The 17,763-nt window shown below is 35.8% G+C and carries 14 protein-coding genes; 4 read left to right on the top strand and 10 right to left on the bottom strand.

The features are described from left to right. Nucleotides 1-68: 68 nt before the first annotated feature. The 9 genes from BS1321_RS25820 to BS1321_RS25765 all read right to left on the bottom strand — a co-directional run bounded on the left by BS1321_RS25820 (nucleotide 69) and on the right by BS1321_RS25765 (nucleotide 12,689). Nucleotides 69-1,277: a glycosyltransferase gene (locus BS1321_RS25820; protein ID WP_069981715.1), complete on the bottom strand. Its 1,209-nt coding sequence runs from the start codon at nucleotides 1,275-1,277 to the stop codon at nucleotides 69-71. Then, nucleotides 1,274-1,612 carry a hypothetical protein gene (locus BS1321_RS25815; protein WP_063233706.1) on the bottom strand — a complete coding sequence of 113 codons (339 nt, stop codon included), beginning with the start codon at nucleotides 1,610-1,612 and terminating at the stop codon, nucleotides 1,274-1,276. The genes BS1321_RS25820 and BS1321_RS25815 overlap by 4 nt, the downstream gene beginning before the upstream one ends. A gap of 388 nt (nucleotides 1,613-2,000) precedes the next feature. Continuing rightward, nucleotides 2,001-3,005, bottom strand: coding sequence for an NAD-dependent epimerase (locus BS1321_RS25810; protein WP_063233705.1), 1,005 nt, complete (start codon nucleotides 3,003-3,005; stop codon nucleotides 2,001-2,003). A gap of 425 nt (nucleotides 3,006-3,430) precedes the next feature. Then, nucleotides 3,431-4,612, bottom strand: a complete 1,182-nt coding sequence (locus tag BS1321_RS25805; protein WP_063233704.1) for a hypothetical protein — start codon at nucleotides 4,610-4,612, stop codon at nucleotides 3,431-3,433. After that, on the bottom strand, nucleotides 4,599-6,491 hold the full coding sequence (locus BS1321_RS28340; protein ID WP_232522736.1) for a glycosyltransferase: 1,893 nt from the start codon (nucleotides 6,489-6,491) through the stop codon (nucleotides 4,599-4,601). Before BS1321_RS28340 ends, BS1321_RS25805 begins: the two co-directional genes overlap by 14 nt. Before the next feature lie 411 nt (nucleotides 6,492-6,902). Further along, a complete protein-coding gene (locus tag BS1321_RS25790) occupies nucleotides 6,903-8,222 on the bottom strand; it encodes a UDP-glucose dehydrogenase family protein (RefSeq protein ID WP_063233703.1) in 1,320 nt (439 codons plus the stop codon). A gap of 1 nt (nucleotide 8,223) precedes the next feature. Then, nucleotides 8,224-9,129: a UTP--glucose-1-phosphate uridylyltransferase GalU gene (gene galU / locus BS1321_RS25785; protein WP_063233701.1), complete on the bottom strand. Its 906-nt coding sequence runs from the start codon at nucleotides 9,127-9,129 to the stop codon at nucleotides 8,224-8,226. Between the two features lie 691 nt (nucleotides 9,130-9,820). Further along, complete coding sequence (locus tag BS1321_RS25775) at nucleotides 9,821-10,477, bottom strand: hypothetical protein (protein ID WP_094246668.1); 657 nt, start codon at nucleotides 10,475-10,477, stop codon at nucleotides 9,821-9,823. A 1,615-nt stretch (nucleotides 10,478-12,092) separates the two neighbouring features. Continuing rightward, a complete protein-coding gene (locus BS1321_RS25765; protein WP_063233695.1) occupies nucleotides 12,093-12,689 on the bottom strand; it encodes a hypothetical protein in 597 nt (198 codons plus the stop codon). A gap of 342 nt (nucleotides 12,690-13,031) precedes the next feature. On the opposite strand from BS1321_RS25765, the gene BS1321_RS25760 reads away from it, so the two are divergent. The 3 genes from BS1321_RS25760 (at nucleotide 13,032) to BS1321_RS25750 (ending at nucleotide 16,236) form a co-directional block, all read left to right on the top strand. Then, nucleotides 13,032-13,505, top strand: a complete 474-nt coding sequence (locus tag BS1321_RS25760) for an NUDIX hydrolase (RefSeq protein WP_063233694.1) — start codon at nucleotides 13,032-13,034, stop codon at nucleotides 13,503-13,505. After that, complete coding sequence (locus BS1321_RS25755; protein WP_232522735.1) at nucleotides 13,505-14,593, top strand: glycosyltransferase; 1,089 nt, start codon at nucleotides 13,505-13,507, stop codon at nucleotides 14,591-14,593. The genes BS1321_RS25760 and BS1321_RS25755 overlap by 1 nt, the downstream gene beginning before the upstream one ends. Nucleotides 14,594-15,447: 854 nt before the next feature. Continuing rightward, nucleotides 15,448-16,236, top strand: a complete 789-nt coding sequence (locus BS1321_RS25750) for a HipA family kinase (protein ID WP_063233692.1) — start codon at nucleotides 15,448-15,450, stop codon at nucleotides 16,234-16,236. A 62-nt stretch (nucleotides 16,237-16,298) separates the two neighbouring features. On the opposite strand, the gene BS1321_RS25745 is transcribed toward BS1321_RS25750, so the two are convergent. Then, a complete protein-coding gene (locus BS1321_RS25745) occupies nucleotides 16,299-16,688 on the bottom strand; it encodes a hypothetical protein (protein ID WP_155726473.1) in 390 nt (129 codons plus the stop codon). Nucleotides 16,689-17,087: 399 nt separating this feature from the next. Here BS1321_RS25745 and BS1321_RS25740 point away from each other — a divergent pair, with 399 nt between their 5' ends. Beyond that, nucleotides 17,088-17,732 (top strand): 2OG-Fe(II) oxygenase, encoded by a 645-nt coding sequence (locus BS1321_RS25740; RefSeq protein WP_063233690.1) that lies wholly within the window; start codon nucleotides 17,088-17,090, stop codon nucleotides 17,730-17,732. Nucleotides 17,733-17,763: the final 31 nt, after the last annotated feature.

Genomic DNA, 17,763 nt, shown 5'->3' with positions numbered 1-17,763 from the left:
CCCCTTTCTGCTTAAATGATAACTATTGGGTATCCAGCTTGTTTTTTCGTAATGATAAATTTTGTTTTTTAATTTCCCTTACTTGATTTATTTTTTCTATTTCTTTTTTTCTTTTTCGTTTCCTCCGTTTCCGTTTCCGTTTCCGTTTCCGTTTCCGTTTCCTCCGTTTTCGTTTCCGTTTTCGTTTCCGTTTCCGTTTCCGTTTTCATTGTATTAACGAGAGAATATAAACTTTGTTGCTCAATAATTTGTTTATTGACATCAAATTTTTCTTCAATGACTTTCCGTGCTCTTTCCGTATAGTCGATCCAAATCTCTGGATGTTCTAAAAAGAATTGTATGCCTTTCGCTAACTCAATATCATTTTTTTCTGGAGCTAGGTATCCTGTTCTCTGGTGTTCAATTAATTCAGGGATTCCCGCATGTTGAGTGGAAACGACAGGTAAACCGCTAGCCATTGCTTCTTTTAAGGCATTAGGAATGCCTTCGATATCACCATTTTTAGCAGTCTGACTTGCAAGACAAAAGATATGAGCTTTTTTCAATTCGCTCGAAACTTGTTTTGAATCCATAGCTCCTCTAAGAATTACAACATCTTTAAGGTGAAATTCTGTAATGACCGATTTAATTTTTTTCTCATCTTCACCTGCTCCAATAATATGCAGTCTAGCATTTGGATATTGTGTATAAATCCGATTAAATGCTTTTATAAGAGTAACAAATCCTTTTTTGTCTACAAGTCTACCTACAGATAAAACTCTTATTTCGCCTTCTTTAGGAAGAATTGGGGTAGAATAGGCGAAAAGATCTAATTCGATACCACCATATAACACATTAATTTTTTCATCTGGAATTCCTAAATTTCTTAATCCTTCTGCAAGATATTGGCAAACAGAAAAAAAGTGTGCACCATGTTTAATTAATGATGAATATCGCTCAGCATTTTTTTTGAAAATTTCTGGTCTGTCAGAACCATCACGTCCTCTAATGCTAACAATCAAAGGGATATTATATTTTTCACAAACAGGTAAAATTTCTTGTCCGTGTTTTCCGTGATGAGCATGAATGGCTATGATATCTTGTTCTTTGAAGAAATTTTCTAGATCTTTAATCTTGTTTATATTATAGTAGTTTTCAAAGGGAAATTCTGTATGGTTGGTATTGTCGAATGGGCCGATTACGATTGAGCGATAGTTACTTATTTTTACGATTTGATTATATATAAAACGTTGGTGTGTTTTAATGTTTTCACTTACAAAATAAGCAATGGTTCTCATCCCACCTCAGTCCCTTTAACAAGAAATTCATATTTGCTCTTCTCGCGTTCCGCTAAAACTAATAGTTCTTGATAATTGCCTAATTTTTTTATTTTTCCTTGTTCTACAATTTGTTTCACTTGTTTGTGAAATTCATGAGGGAACATAGAATCAGCTTTATAAATGTCTTTGTATGGTAGGTTTTCAGAACAAACATTAAAGTAGTTTTCAAACAGAGGATTTAATTTGAATAGAGGATCTTTTGTAGAATTACATGTAAGGGACGTCATAAGAAAATCTGACAAATTATACTCCTTAAGAACTTCCAATGGAATTTTCATATTTTCAGGGTTCAAATTACTTTCTCCTTTCATTAACTAACAAATTTTTAATTAATCTTCTTTACTTGCATATAACCCATTTACCATCTCTTTTTTTTTGATTTTGGGTTTTTACTCATTAAATTTTTAATTATATGGAACTGTTCAGCCATGTACACTTCAAATCTACTAATATCGGTTCTGTCTCCATAAATCGTTTTCCGATAGACATTTTCTGATTTTCAGCATTTCATTAATGGCATCTGTTATTTGACCTTTCATCACCAACTCCGGGATTTATTTTTTCTAAATAAGAAAAAATAAATGATGTCAATGACAGCAAAATTTGAAGGTGGTTCGATCGATGGTTTTCAGCGTTATATGACTAATATCCCACTTAGTAAAATTCACTACTTCTTTTTCCTTATTTATTGTACTTATTGTACCAATTCACAAAATGAGTTAAACCTTCTTCTATTGTTGTTGAAGGATAGAACCCCACATCAGCATTCAAATCGGCAATATCTGCATATGTCTCCTTAACATCTCCCGGTTGCATTGGTAAGAATTCTATTTTTGCCTTTTTGCCAATTAGTTTCTCTAATGTGTTAATGAAATCCATTAATTTTATGGGCTTATTGTTACCGATATTATAAATTTTGTATGGGGCATAACTTGAACTTGAATCAGGATTAGCTCTATCCCATCCAATATTACAAACCGGTGGTTTATCAAGTAATCGGATTATTCCTTCAACAATATCATCAATATAAGTAAAGTCTCTTCTCATATCTCCATTATTAAAAACCTTTATTGTATTCTCTTCAATAATATTTTTAGTAAAAGAGTAATAAGCCATATCAGGTCTCCCCCATGGACCATACACCGTAAAGAAACGGAGTCCTGTGGTTGGAATATTATATAAATGACTATAAGTATGAGCCATTAATTCATTAGACTTTTTAGTGGCAGCATATAAACTTACTGGATGATCCACTGGGTCTTTGGTTGAGAAGGGGATATTAGTATTTGCTCCATATACAGAACTTGAGGATGCATAAATTAAGTGCTTTACATTATTATGTCGACAGACCTCTAAGATATTTACAAACCCAACTAGGTTGGAATTAACATAAGAATCCGGGTTGTCTATGCTATAACGCACTCCAGCCTGAGCTGCTAAGTTGATGACTATATCAATGGTTCTGTCTTTAAATAATTGATTTAATTTTTCTTTATTCAACAAATCCATTTTATGGAATTCGAAATCAGGGTTTTCTTCTAATATCTTGAGTCGATTGTTCTTTAAAAAAACATCATAATAATCATTAATATTGTCTACTCCTATAACATTGATATCTTGGGCTAACAAACGTTTTGTTAAATGGAAACCAATGAAACCTGCAGCCCCTGTTACTATAATGTTCATATTATTGATTTCAATCCTTTCTATACAATAGGATTTTGACACCTTTCTGGAACACTGAGTAAGCATTAGTATTTATATATATTGATACTTTCGATCAATAACAGAACAGTGTTCATTATGACGGATATAAAGAGGAAGCAAACTCAAAATCTTCATGGGGGAGAGACTTACGTTTTATTCGTAATCCACCAATAATGACATGATATCCTTTTTCGCTTTAAGCCTTATGAGTTTTCCACTCTTATACCCGCTGTGAAATAGCACCTACGAATGAAGTTTAAGCGAAAAAACGATCTTGGAAACCGTTGAATGCAAAATCACCATAGGTTTTGATATGCTCATTTTTTGTGATAACTAAAACTTCAACAATTAGGAGTAATACCTTTTTAAATTTTTTCGTTAGGATTCCAGTTACATAACTATGACTATACAAGTGTATTATCATTTTCAGTTAATGGAATTGGTGTTTTAGTCCATTCAGCATACGTACCGGGATCTAACGCCTTCACTTGTTCTAGAAAAGAATCTAAAAAATTTCTTTCTCGCAGGTCTTTAAATAACTCGAGAGGTCTTTTTTGTTCACGTGAAAACGAGTACACATGGTCGACTAATTTAAAACCATTCCTGGTTATAATAATATGCCGTAATGGGGCATCAATTTGTTTGAAACCTGATTTTTCCATTGTTTTTAATATATAGAGTAAGCGTTTTGTTATGTCCTCAGATAGTGCAGATTGTTTTTTTAGAAACGTATTTAAATCTGGTCCTAATAGATATTCCATTAAAATATAATTTGGTCCTGTTTCAAAGACTTTCGGGATAAAAGGCAAGTCTTGACTTGATAAAAGAACCATTTTTTCCTGATTTGCATGTTCAGTTTTTCCGTAAAGTTTGACGCATGTGTCTTCAGACACTCGATAAACAGCACCTTGATGCCCTTTTCCAATGAGTGTTTGTGTTATAGCGCTATCCACTTTCACTCCATTCCCTGACCCTCCTGAGAGAACGGGAATGTTTCTATAGTCCAAACTATTTTGATTGAAATAATCCTCCCACTCATTGAAGGTGTCCGGTTCGAGCTTTTTCACTTGGGTTAAGAACGAGTCCTTTAAAAGGATTATTTTTAAATCCCTTAATAATTTTAATGGTACAGGATGCATTCTTTTAAAGGAATTTACATGGTCAATCACCTTAAGTTCCTCATTACCAACGACAAAAATATGGCGTAGGGGGGCATCTATCATGGTGAATTTTGCTTGTTTTAATTCCCTTAATATATAGAGAAGTTTCTTAACTATAGATTCAGGGATATACGTACAATTTCTCAGGTATTCTTTTAAGGTTGGAGCATTAAAATATTCCATGACGATATAGTTTGGTCCTGTTTCATATACCAAAGGCATAAAGGGTAGATCTTTTCCTGCTTTAAGAGCTTCTTCCTCCATTTTTGCTTGTACTGGGTCTGAATAGATTTTTACACATTTATCTTCTGAAAGTTTAAATACTGCACCTTGAGCACCCATTCCAATCAGTGAAAAGGTAGTGGGATTGTGAATTTCCAAAGATTTTTCACCTTTGGTTACAGTAATGGTTTTAAAATTCTCCATGATCTCCTCCTAACTGCTCATCTATGGCCGTCTGTTGAAATTGTTGAAACTGTTGAATTTTATTAAGGGCTTTTTTTACTTTTTCGGCTTTTTGACTTTTTTTTTCTTTTTTACGAGTTGCCATTGTTTCATCATTACCTTTAGCCTTCTGTTGAATTTTAGCTTTTTTGTCTTTTTTATTAGATGCTACAAGTTCTTCTTTGACCTTATCTTTAGTCTGCTGTTGAAGCTGTTGAAGCTGTTGAAGCTGTTGGAGCTGTTGGAGCTGTTGAAGCTGTTGGAGCTGCTGAAGCTGTGGAAGCTGTGGAAGCTCTTGGAGCTGTTGAAGCTGTTGGAGCTGTTGGAGCTGTTGGAGCTGTTGGAGCTGTTGAAGCTGTTGAAGCTGTTGGAGCTGCTGAAGCTGTTGGAGCTGCTGGAGCTGCTGAAGCTTCTGAAGCTGTGGAAGCTCTTGAAGCTGCTGGAGCTGCTGAAGCTGTGGAAGCTCTTGAAGCTGCTGGAGCTGCTGAAGCTGTGGAAGCTCTTGAAGCTGCTGGAGTTGCTGAAGCTGTGGAAGCTCTTGAAGCTGCTGGAGCTGCTGAAGCTGTGGAAGCTCTTCAAGCTCTTCAAGCTCTTCAAACTCTTCAAGCTCTTCAAGCTCTTGAAGCTGCTGAAGCTGTTGAAGCTGTTGCATATAAAAAAGGGCTTTTCTGGCTAAATCGGATTTTTTTCTAGTCGCTAATGTTTCGCCATCATACTTACCTTGCTGTTGAGGCTGTATAGTCTCCTTAAGGGTTTCTATATCTATTTGGCGAGGTGTTACTGAAATTTGTTTACCTACTTTATAAGGGGCTACAAGTTCATCATAAAATTCAGCTTGTTGTTGAAGCTGATTGACGAGGTTAAAGTTTTGTTCTATTTTTTGACGAGCCGCCACTGTATATGTTTCCCATCTCTCTCTGTTAGTTAGCATAAATTCAAGGGCCTCTGCCAATTCATCTACATTGTTTTCTTGTACTAAAAACCCCTCTTTGTTATTTGTTATTAATTCAGGGATGCCGGCATGATTGGTCGAAATCACTGGTACCCCAATCGCCATAGCTTCTTTTAATGTATTAGGTATTCCTTCTACATCTCCATCGGCAGCTTCTAAGCTCGCGGCACAAAATATATCTGCATTGGTCATTTGTTCTCGTACTTGAGCTTTAGGGAGATGATTTAATAAACGAAAAGAGTCCCCTAAATTAAGTTGATTTGCCAAAGAAATGAGATATTCTTCAAGCTCCCCTCTTCCGATGATCGTCAGGGTTGCATTTGGAAATTCACCTCTGATTTTTTGAAAAGCTTGCATTAAGATGTGATGTCCTTTTTTTTCCACCAACCTACCTATGGATAAAATGTTTTGAGAGCCCCCTTTATGTGGAGTCCGGTATTGGAATTCGTTAAGGTCAACACCCCCATATAACACTCTAATTTTTTCTGAAGGACAACCCCAATCAATTAACCTATCAGCTAAATAATGACAAACTGGAAAAAAACGCTCACCTCGATCAAATAGCATTTTCATGTTTTCTAGATAGCCAATGGGCTGTTTAGCTAGGGTTGCATCCCTGCCTCTAATACTTGTTACCAACGGAAGGTTTGTTTCCTCTTTAAAAGGAAGTAATAACATCCCTAATTGACCATGGTGAGCATGTAATAGGGAGATATTATTTCTTTTCACATATTCTTTTGGTGAGAAAATTTCATTGAGATAATGAACCTTCTCATTTAAAAGGGTAAGATCAGTCATATACTTAGGTTGTCGTACCATATGAATATAATCATAATCAGGAACTTCTCGAATCTGTGAGATATATTGGGTCGGGTCAACTCTTAAATTCAAATGCATAACTGTTTGCAATTAAATGTTCTCCTTTCAAGCAAAGTAAGCAAACTTCCTGGACCTTTTCAAGTATATTATGCAGGACCCCATAGGTACGCATGGACTAATAACATACAGTAAAGCTAAATGGCAGTGAGTATGCGTTTGCCTAATATAAAGGGGATGGAAGAAGGTGCTATGACACAAGATTATTTGCAAACAATTTTAATAATAATACATGTTAATAGTTGACGTTTATCTATGGTTCTAATGGTCGATGAAGTCTATTCAAAGAAATATAAAAAAGCACCCAAGAACTATCAAAGGTGCTGCATTGCCAATTTGTCCGCCTATAGAATAACAACTCCCACTTTGAATGGTTAAGTTAACCTAATATATGTCTTTAAAAATCATGTTCGAGTTAATGATGTGTTAGAAAATGTTTTCGCTTTATGTCATACCAATAACAATTGCTGGTCTCCCTATTGGATAATATTCAATTTTCTTACACGCCCTGATTCGATCTTCTTCAAGACAATTTCTACCATCAAAAACGATCGGTTGTCTCATTGTGTTCATCAATGTCTCCAGATTTAAATTTCTAAATTCATTCCATTCGGTAACAATAAATACAGCATCCGCATCCACTGTCGCTTCGCTGATTGAGCTTGCAAATCTAATTGTATCCCCTAATATGTTCTTCGCATTATCTATTGCAACCGGATCATAAGCTACCACTTCTGCTCCAAGTTTGTTTAATGAACGCGCAATTTTGATTGATGGCGCTTCCCTCATATCGTCTGTCTCTGGTTTGAAAGCAAGACCAAGCATTGCGACCTTTTTCCCTTTTAAATCCCCAAAGCGATTTATTGCTTTCGTTACAAGGAGTTCCTGCTGAAAATCATTAATCGCTACTGTTTCTTTTAACATGGAAAAATGTACTCCATTTAACTTGGCAGTATGAAGCAACGCTTTAACATCCTTTGGAAAACAAGATCCTCCATAACCAATACCGGGCTGTAAAAAAGCTTCTCCAATCCTTTTATCTTTTCCCATTCCCTTTGCTACATCTTTAACATCTGCACCTACTACTCCGCATAAATTGGCAACTTCATTGATAAAGCTAATCTTAGTCGCCAAAAAGGCATTAGAAGCATACTTAATCATTTCCGCACTTCTAATACTTGTTAGTATAAATGGTACATTTAACGGACGATACATTTCTTGTACTTTCTTAGCCGCCTCATCATTTTCAGAACCGATGATGATTCGATCTGCTTGCATCGTATCCATAACGGCTGACCCTTGTCTTAAAAATTCAGGATTTGAAACCATATTAAAGGTGACCCTTTCGTTACAAAGTTCTTCCATAATTTTTTTAATAAAATCATTCGTACCAACTGGCACAGTACTTTTTATAACGACTACTGAACTCTGTATTAAGTTCGCAGCAATATCCTTCGCGGCTTGCACAATATACGATAAATCTGCTCCCCCATCCTCCATTTGCGGTGTTCCTACGGCAATGATGATAATCTCGGCACCATTTAGTGCTTCTCGATGAGATGTTGTAAAAAGCAGTCTACCCGCTGCAGCATTTTGAGCAAGCAAATTCTCCAGACCCGGTTCATATATTGGAGAAATCCCTTGACGTAGACTTTTAATTTTCTGTTCATCAGTATCGATACAAATGACACTATGCCCTATTTCTGACAAACAAACACCAGTGGACAGCCCGACATAACCTGTACCCAAAACAGCTATTTTCATATTATTCAAGCTCTCTCTTTATAATCTGAAGGTTTTCTTTCTTATTTACATCCCTTAAATAGGAAAGTACCTCGTCTCTTATATCATCCCTGCGCAAAGCAAAGTCTATTGTTGCCTTAATAAATCCAACTTTATCACCAATATCATATCGGTTTCCTTCAAAGTTATATGCTAATACGGCCTGCTGCTTATTTAGCTCATTTATGGCATCAGTAAGTTGTAATTCATTACCATGTCCAACCGGAAGCTTTGATAGTGATTCAAAAATCTCAGGTCTAAAAACATAACGCCCCATTATCGCATATCTTGAAGGAGCCTCTTCCCTTTTCGGTTTTTCCACCAAAGATTCGATATGAAAAAGGTTAGGCTCAATCATTGTCCCTTTTGGCTTAATAATTCCATATTTACTGACATCCTTTTCCGGTACATTCTGAACAGCTACGACAGAACTGTTGCAATACTCAAAAACACTGATTATTTGTTTCAGACAGGGTGTATTAGACATAACGATGTCATCCCCTAACAAAACAGCAAAAGGTTCATTTCCAATGAAGCTTTTAGCACAGAGAATTGCATGTCCTAGCCCCATCGGTTCCTTTTGGCGGACATAATAGATATTTGCCAAGCTAGATATTTTCTGAACTTCCTCTAAAATATCGAGCTGATTTTTTCTTAAAAGTGCATCTTCCAACTCATAGGATTTATCAAAATGATCCTCTATTGATCTTTTTCCCCTACCGATTATGATAATAATTTCCTCTATACCCGAAGCTACTGCTTCTTCAACAATATACTGAATCGTTGGTTTATCAACAATCGGCAGCATTTCCTTAGCCTGAGCTTTAGTTGCAGGCAAAAATCGGGTCCCGAGGCCTGCGGCCGGAATAATGGCCTTTCGGATTTTCATAAGCTGCCTCCCTTTTGTAATTCATTAATCCTTTATATGCAATAGGACCACTTCCGGTCTAGTTAGTGGCCCAATTAGTCCATTTATATTTAACAGGGACTAGTAAGGCATACATGTAACAATCCCAATCTGGCTTTGGCAGAGCGTCGCAACCTGTCGGTTAGTGCCAAATTAAATACTCCATTACACTTTTTATGCAATGGAGTTACCATGGTTTTGGTATAGATATACGTTTTGGATAAACTACTGTATGAGCTTTTTTTGCTGTTCAGTAGTCTAAACGATTTCCTGGTCAAGGAAGGCAAAACAAAAAAAACGTGATATGTATATCACAAAATGCTTTCAGGAGGTTATTGCTATGCCAAAAACGTCCAGAGTCCCTAATTATTTCCGTCCAGTACACCGCATTCCCCTAACTCAGGCCAACAGGCAGTTTAGGCCGCAGAGTTTGCAGGCGTGGAGTGTGTCAGAAATCATACCTTATAAAATACATTTGGCTATTGATTTTACAAAGCCAAGAAGGAAGGATATTATCATGCTGCAACAGATCCTGCATCATTCCCGTCCTTCTGTCACCCTACGATACATAGGTATTACCGAGTAAAGAAACTGCACCTTTTTACAGTAGTATTGGTGGCGAATATACTAGTTTTCAAATAAAGAAGAAGGGGCTTTCTCAGCCTCTTCTTCTTTATTTAGTTTCATCTTCATTTTTATTACTACTATTGCTATTTGCTATAAACATTGCAATCTGCGCCTTTTTTTCTACATCTAAATCAAGTGTATCGATTATGCTAAAAGGCGATTTTAATAGGAGGGGTTGTGGTTGTGAAATCTTCGTTATTTCGTCTAAGATTTTATTTGAAGTTTGATCTTGTTGTTTAATTAACTGATTCTGAAGTTGAATCTGAAGTTCCTTCTGTTGTTGTTCTTGGAGTTGGAGTTGGACTTGAATATTTTCTAGTGGTTGTAAACGCTTCGTTATTTCCTGTAAGACTTTATTTGAATTCTCATCTTGTAGTTTAGATAACTTATCCTGAAGTTGAACCTGAAGTTCCTTCTGTTGTTGTTCTTGGAGTTGGAGTTGGACTTGAATATTTTCCAGTGGTTGTGAAACCTTCGTTATTTCGTGTAAGATTTTATTTAAAGTCTCATTTTGTTGTTTAATTAACTGATTCTGATGTTGAACCTGAAGTTCCTTCTGTTGTTGTTCTTGGAGTTGGAGTTGGATTTGAATATTTTCTAATATATGGTTAAAGTCAGCATACTTTTTATCATCTTTCTGACCCTTATTATATTTCTTCTTTTTGTCTTCCTTGTATTTATCTGTTTGATCATTTTTACCCATAAGGTTCCCACCCTTTTACATTTATTGGTTATGGATACACACTTGAATTTCATATTGTGTAGTAGGAAAAATCGTCATCTCAATTGACATAGTATTCACCGTTTCCTAGTGTTGTTATCGACATGAATATGTTGCGGTTTCCGATTATAATTACAGCAATGTTCTTGTTATTTATTGTATCGTCCACATTGATGGTGTACGCAGGAGTAGCACCTAACATACCAGAGGTGTCGGCAGTCTTTGACTCGTTATTTTCACAGTGCTACTCGGACAACTAGGAACGGTTAAGGTAGTTGCCTTAAAAAGTTAATGCAGGGACAACAATTGATCCACCATAATCAATGAAGTTATTAGTTTGTGTGTCCTTAAAACAAATGAAGCTTTTCTCACTCAGAATTGATGCTGGGAGCGAGGTCTAATTCATCAAGAGTAATGAAAGCCAAAAGAACGGTACATTCTAAGCAGTCTTAATCGAAATGGTTGGTGTAATATTATGTATGTTTGGAAAAGACAAAATGATTCACCTATTTTTTAGTTTAGGAAACTATACATAAGTGTATGGGTTTCCCATTTTGTTATTTCCATGGACAGAGATCTTTAATGGATAAACAACTATCACCATTCTTTCTATAGTTATTCAACATGCCTTTGAATGACTGAGCGTTGGTCACGTGTAAACGTTAAACTTATATTACCTTGCAAAAAAATTCAAAAAAACCACTTTATAAAGGAAAAATCGTCATCCGTATGTAAAAATATAATTTTATAAATATTGTAATTTGTCCTTAAAACTGCCGTTTTTTACGTTCGTTAAAGTATATGAGACTAGGCTCGGATTGGGGACTTTCTTCGATTGACCACACAATAGATCCCTGACCTCAAAGGAAAAAAAATAAAATCTCCGAGACAAAGAAGGCAAAACGCAAAAAATTCGCGACATGTATATCGCGAATTGCTTCCAGGAGGTCTATGATTATACGAAAAACGTCTAGAGTCCTTACTTAGGAAGAGGCAGCCCCCCTATTACTCCTACTCAGGCCTACCGGCAGTTAAATAAGGCCGTCGAGTTCGTTGACGCGGAACATGTCGGCAACATACCTTTAAAAACGTTTGGCTATTGGTTTTACATAGACACGAAGGATATTGCCATACTGCAACAGATTCTGCATCATTCCCATCCATCTGTCACTCTACGCTACATAGGTATTACCGAAGAAGAAACAAAAAATGCACTAAAACATTTAGCGTTTTCATTTTAAAAAATAAAAATGCCGCATTCAAAACGTTCGTACAATGTAAACTATTTCGTACTTTTACGAACGTTAAAAATGGTTCATGAGAAAAAGCCTCCGTTCCCAAACGTGCACATTTACGAACGGGAGTAACAATGCTATACTGCCCATTACGCAAATTTTATGTCTAAGAGAATTCCAACCTAAAAAGTCGAACTCCTTTACGTTAAGGAGTTCGACTTTTTTAGATTTTCATGCTTGTTTAACATAATTGGTTTTGTGAGGAATTCATCATAAATTTCTTTGATGTATGCCATACTTGCACCGGTTAGAGCCTTTGCTGAAGCCACTTCCCCATTTTGTCATCCTATCGGATAGGTTTCCTATATCGCATTGAAATCGATATTTTTCTGCCAGTCTTCATATGATTCAGGATCGATTTTCTTTGCTTGTTCCAGGAATGTATCCAATAACCCCAATTTCTTTAAATCACGAAACATCTTCGGATTATATGGATCATTCATTGTGAGGCCATCTGAATGATCGATCGCTTTCAGCACATTTCCCTTTGTTACGACAAAATGTCCGATTGAGGTCTTGATTCTAATAAATCCAACTCTCTTTAGTTCCTTTCGAATCATTATGATTTGTTCTGTAACCGATTCGGGAATATCTTGCTTTCCTTTCAAATAATCTTTTAGATTGGGCCCTTTTAAATACTCCATAATTACGTAGTTTGGTCCGACTTCATATAACCTCGGAACAATATGAGTTTCCTTCGCTGCTTCAAGTGCTTTCCCCTCTTTAGTTGCTGCATTTGGATTGACATAAATTTTTACGCAAATATCTTCATCAAGCTGAAAAACTGCACCTTGACTTCCTTCCCCAATCAGTTTTAATGTGGTTGGATTATGAATAATAAGTTCCTTTTTACCGTTCTTTTCTATTCTCTCAACCTTTATTAATTTAAAATCATCCATCTAATCTTTCACCTCTTTCCTTCTTTTTAATAACGATAATCTATAATATGAAATCCTCGATTAGTTGCTTTAGGTTAATAACACTTTTTCACAAAATTAAGTCATACCCTCTTTTACTGGGTTCTAAGGACGAGAAGAAACCTATTAGCAATTGGTGCATAATTCTCTTAAGGAAAGCTTTTCCTAGCATTTCTTCAGTGTCTTATGCTCATACACATACATTTAAGAACTTTACAAAAAAAATACAAATATATGTACTTGTCCGTTTCGAATCTTTTCTATTTTGCATTTACTATAAAAGAGGAATAACCAGAAAGGAAATGATTAGAAAGGAGACTTGTGATGGGCTACATTGAAGATTTACGTGCTCTCGTTGGGACTAGAGCTTTGATACTTACTGGTGTCACCGTTTTGGTTATCGATCAGAACAGCCGTTTTCTAATGGTACAATCCGATAAATTGTGGAAATTGCCAGGCGGCTTTATTGAATTAGGAGAATCTGCGGAAGAGGCTTGCAGACGTGAAATTTTGGAGGAAACAGGGATTAACATTGGCAACCTTCAATTAATTGGCGTTTTTTCAGGGAAGGACTATTTTACGAAGCTGCCTAATGGTGATGAATACTTTCCAGTCAATATTGCTTACGTGACCGAAGAAATACTCAGCGGAGATTTAAAACCTGATGATATAGAAATACAAAAGGTACAATTTTTTAAATGGTCCTCTTTTCCGAAAGATTTAACTGAACGAGATCGACAAATATTTCAAAGTTTTATCGAAAATTTGATTTTAGAGGGAAGGAAGGGATTGAAATAGTGAAGACAATCGCTTTTTACATTAGAGAACCTATTAAAATAAATCAAGGATTTATGTACAATCAGATCATTATGTTGGATCAATATCGGCCTATTGTAATAGGCCCTTACCCAAATAGCGACAATGTTCAATATCAGTTTGAACATTATTATAATTTGAACGAAATTCAAGACCTTGGAGCCTTCTTTAAGGAGCAAAATGTAGTTGCGATTCACGCTCATCAAGGGAAACATTCCATCGATTTTTTACCAACAGCTATAGAGTATGATATTCCTTTGATTGTGCATTTTCGAGGACGTGATTCATCCACTCAAACATATAAGAGATTTCGCAAAAATGTCCTCCGATATCAAAATTTAGTAAAACATGGAGCTGGTTGTTTTGCAGTTTGCCATTTTCTTGCAGATGAATTAATGAAATTAGGATTTAAAGAAGATAAAATACATGTATTATATGGTGGTCTAGATTTAGATTTATACCCATTTTTCCAACGTTCCTTACCTAAGGAAGGAGAAATCCGAATCTTGTCTGTAGCCAGACTTGTCGAGAAAAAAGGATTCCTTACGCTTTTGAAGGCTTTTCAACGGATTCATCAGGAATTCCCAAGAACGACACTGCACATTATTGGGACAGGAGAAGATGAAGAGAAGATAAGAGTTTTCATTGATGAAAACCAATTAACCGAACACGTTTTTCTTAGAGGACCAATGGATTCCAACCAAATTTCTAAGGAATTAAGAGATTCCCATCTCTTTTGCCTAGCCAGTGAAACGGGCGAAGATGGCGATGTAGAAGGGATCCCAAATGTATTAAAAGAAGCAATGGCAAGCGGTTTACCTGTCATCTCCACCTTTCATGGAGGGATTCCGGAATTGATTGAGCATAAAAAAACAGGATACCTTGTTCCTGAGAAAGATGATTTAAAATTGGCTCAAGGTATAAAATATTTCCTGAGTCATCCAAGAGTATGGAAGAGATATACCAGAAGTGCAAGACAGGTTATTGATGAAAATTTTGATTTGAATAAACAAATCATCGAACAACAAAGGCTATACAGCTTATTAGAAAAAAATAACGGAGTTAATTGAAATGGAAACCATGGGTCAGTCCAAATATCCAGTTGAGCTCGTACAAACATTAATTGGTGGGACGGTACATGTCATTCTTTTTAGCGACGGTAAAAAGTATGTAGTGAAATGAATGGTACTAATAATAGAGTCAAGTAAGTAGTAAATGAGTAAGTGGTCGGTAAATTAGCAATGTTCCTTCCCTTTCTTTTATCCCCTTCGGGCTTGTATATACCCCAGTCGAAGTCATAAAAAATACTCCTAAATTACATTCCAGAAAATACAAATTTAGTTCAGGATGCCAATATACTTGTTTATTTATCGAAAACAGTTTTGTACGAGATGAAGTATTTAAAGCTTTTCCATCCAAGATGTAAGAGAAAAATCACGATATGCTTGCCGGAATGGTGGTATTCGACCTTAGGGTGAATAACATCGATTGGCCCTAAGCATTTTCCTTCTAGTACAGCTTAGTGAAGGTAGCTATTTTGTCCATATGATTGATCATGGAACATGTTTTTCGGATGGATATCAGTAGTCTGAAAAACGCTTTCTCAGAAACTGAATCCCTTACCAAGAAACTTACCGACGCGCCTTCTATATGCTAAATGAAGAAGATTTCACATCATTTGTATAAAAAATTTTATCCCTTCTAAACGAATTAACTATGAAGTTACCATATCCATCCCTGTAGATTGGGGAGTCTCGATGGAGGAAAGTGAAGCGCTGTACAAATTTCTTGTAGAACAGAAAAGTCATTTACCGAATCTTATAACCAATTTCATCGATCAATACAAGAGTAATATGGTTAATAAAAAAGAAAAGGTAAAAAAGAAATAGAGCTAGACAAATTTTTTAAAAGGAGACAAAGTGATATGACAAAATATCCAGTTCAATATGTACAAACATTAAGGGGCGGAACCGCACATGTCATTCTTTTCAGCGATGGTAAAGAATATGTCGTGAAGTGGTTCGATACTAAGAAAGGAAGAGAAAAAGAAGTGGTCAATGAATACATGATCGGCAAATTGGCAGAGCTCCTTTCACTTCCCGTTATCCCATTTGATCTTGTATATATACCGGAAGAATTTATCAAGAAAACCCCTGAATTAAAATCCAGTAAACACAACTATAGTTCTGGATACCAATATGGCTGTGTTTTTATTAAAAACAGTACAGTTTTCGAGAATGTTAGAGAAAATCCTCCTACTAAGACGGATGTTAAAAACCGAGATATGCTTGCCGGTATAACGGTATTCGACCAATGGGTTAATAACTCTGACCGAGGTACGATGAATGTCATTTTGGAAAATCTCAGTGATGGCGGCTATTATGTCCATATGATTGATCATGGCAGAGTTTTTCCAGGACGTTATCAATGGTCTGCTCAAACGCTAAGTGAAACACCGGTATATAACTACCATTGGCCTTTTTATAAATGGGCCTTCTCTCTTCTCGATGATCAAAAAGAGCTTACATCGTTTATAGAAAAAATAGTGAACTTGCCGAACAAATCGATCTATCAAGTGATCGAATCCATCCCTAAAGAGTGGAATGTGAGTACGAAGGATAGAGATGCTCTCTACCAGTTTCTTTTAGAACAGAAAATTAAATTGCCAGATATCGTTGATCGTATCATCCAGCATCATAGCAATCCAAAATAACGCTGGTTTTTCCACAGAAAAAAGTAACTCCTTTTTAGCTTTAAAGGAGTTACTTTTTTTATTTATAAATCTTTCCATTCCATATAGGATTCGGGATCCATTTCTTTTAACTCTTTCAAGAACAGAGGTAATAGACCCAACTTTTTTAAACCTTCGAATATCAACTCTGGCCTGTTTCGAATCCTTGTATAGGAGCTATAATGATCTATTACTTTTAATTCCTCTTCCTTAGTTACAATAATGTGGCGCAAATCGGCATCCAATCTGGAAAACTTTAAACGCTTCATTTCTTTTAGCACAAAAAGAATTTGCCTCATCAATTTTTTGGATAGGACCCCTCCAGATTCTAAATACTGGAATAAAGTTGGACCCTCAAGATATTCCATAATAATATAGTTTTGCCCCACCTCATAAAGTCGTGGAATAGCGGGAGACTCCTGTGCAATTTTCAATACATTTCCCTCTTTAACGGCATATTCTGGTATTGCACAAAATTTCACACATTTGTCCAATGAAAGTTTTAAAAACCCCCTTACTCCCCCTTACCAATCAGTGGAAACCACGTTGGAGGAAATAAATTCACGTAGATTTTGGTGAAAATACACACATGAAAGAGACTTGTGCAAATTGTGAGCTTACTATATTTTATGTAAAAGATTAGAGTTTGCTATAGTCAACCGCCAGGTCAACAAGTATGTTTAATTGTTGACCTCATAATACGAAGCACTGTTTGCTGAAATAAGAAACAGTTATATAACAACGTTCATGGTATAATTAATATAGAAAAACGCTTACAGAAATAATATAAACTAACTGTTCGGAAAATTCATTCTTTTGGGAGTCGATGAAAGTTGACAGTGGATAATAAAATAAGTAAAGAACAAACTATTTTTAATCATATTGGAAATAAAATCAAAACGGAAGACAGAGAAATTAATGTGATTGCTAAATTAGAAGAACCTCTAATTGTAGTTTTAGGAAATGTTTTGAGTGACGAAGAATGTGACGGTCTTATTGAATTGTCAAAAGACAAATTGCATCGTTCCAAAATTGGAGTTACGCACGAATTAAATGAGATAAGAACAAGCAGTAGTATGTTTTTCCAAGAAAATGAATATGACATCATTACCAAAATTGAAAAAAGGATATCAACAATCATGAATATCCCTATTGATCATGGAGATGGTATTCAAATTCTTAAATATACTCCTGGTCAAGAGTATAAAGCTCATTTTGATTTTTTTACATCTTCAAGTATAGCAGCAAAAAACAATAGAATTAGCACAATCATTATGTACTTAAATGATGTGGAGCATGGAGGGGAAACTTTTTTTCCTAAACTGAATTTTTCAGTGTCCCCGCGAAAGGGGATGGCTGTGTATTTCGAATATTTCTATAACGATAAAAACATAAACGAACTAACTTTACATGGTGGAGCGCCCGTTATCACTGGGGAAAAATGGGTTGCAACACAATGGATGAGGAGACAAAAATAGTCTGCAGCTTGATAATGTGTAAACGATAGAC

The sequence above is a fragment of the Peribacillus simplex NBRC 15720 = DSM 1321 genome (assembly GCF_002243645.1).
In the GTDB taxonomy this organism is placed as follows: Bacteria; Bacillota; Bacilli; order Bacillales; family DSM-1321; genus Peribacillus; species Peribacillus simplex.
The sequence above is the reverse complement of the archived record's forward strand: the minus strand, read 5'-3'. Positions and strand labels throughout refer to the sequence as shown.

Excerpts from the sequence above, each read along its gene's own strand:
- BS1321_RS25820 (WP_069981715.1), bottom strand. The coding sequence starts at position 1,277 with ATGAGAACCATTGCTTATTTTGTAAGTGAAAACATTAAAACACACCAA.
- BS1321_RS25810 (WP_063233705.1), bottom strand. The coding sequence starts at position 3,005 with ATGAACATTATAGTAACAGGGGCTGCAGGTTTCATTGGTTTCCATTTA.
- BS1321_RS25805 (WP_063233704.1), bottom strand. The coding sequence starts at position 4,612 with ATGGAGAATTTTAAAACCATTACTGTAACCAAAGGTGAAAAATCTTTG.
- BS1321_RS25790 (WP_063233703.1), bottom strand. The coding sequence starts at position 8,222 with ATGAAAATAGCTGTTTTGGGTACAGGTTATGTCGGGCTGTCCACTGGT.
- galU (WP_063233701.1), bottom strand. The coding sequence starts at position 9,129 with ATGAAAATCCGAAAGGCCATTATTCCGGCCGCAGGCCTCGGGACCCGA.
- BS1321_RS25775 (WP_094246668.1), bottom strand. The coding sequence starts at position 10,477 with ATGGGTAAAAATGATCAAACAGATAAATACAAGGAAGACAAAAAGAAG.
- BS1321_RS25765 (WP_063233695.1), bottom strand. The coding sequence starts at position 12,689 with ATGGATGATTTTAAATTAATAAAGGTTGAGAGAATAGAAAAGAACGGT.
- BS1321_RS25760 (WP_063233694.1), top strand. The coding sequence starts at position 13,032 with ATGGGCTACATTGAAGATTTACGTGCTCTCGTTGGGACTAGAGCTTTG.
- BS1321_RS25750 (WP_063233692.1), top strand. The coding sequence starts at position 15,448 with ATGACAAAATATCCAGTTCAATATGTACAAACATTAAGGGGCGGAACC.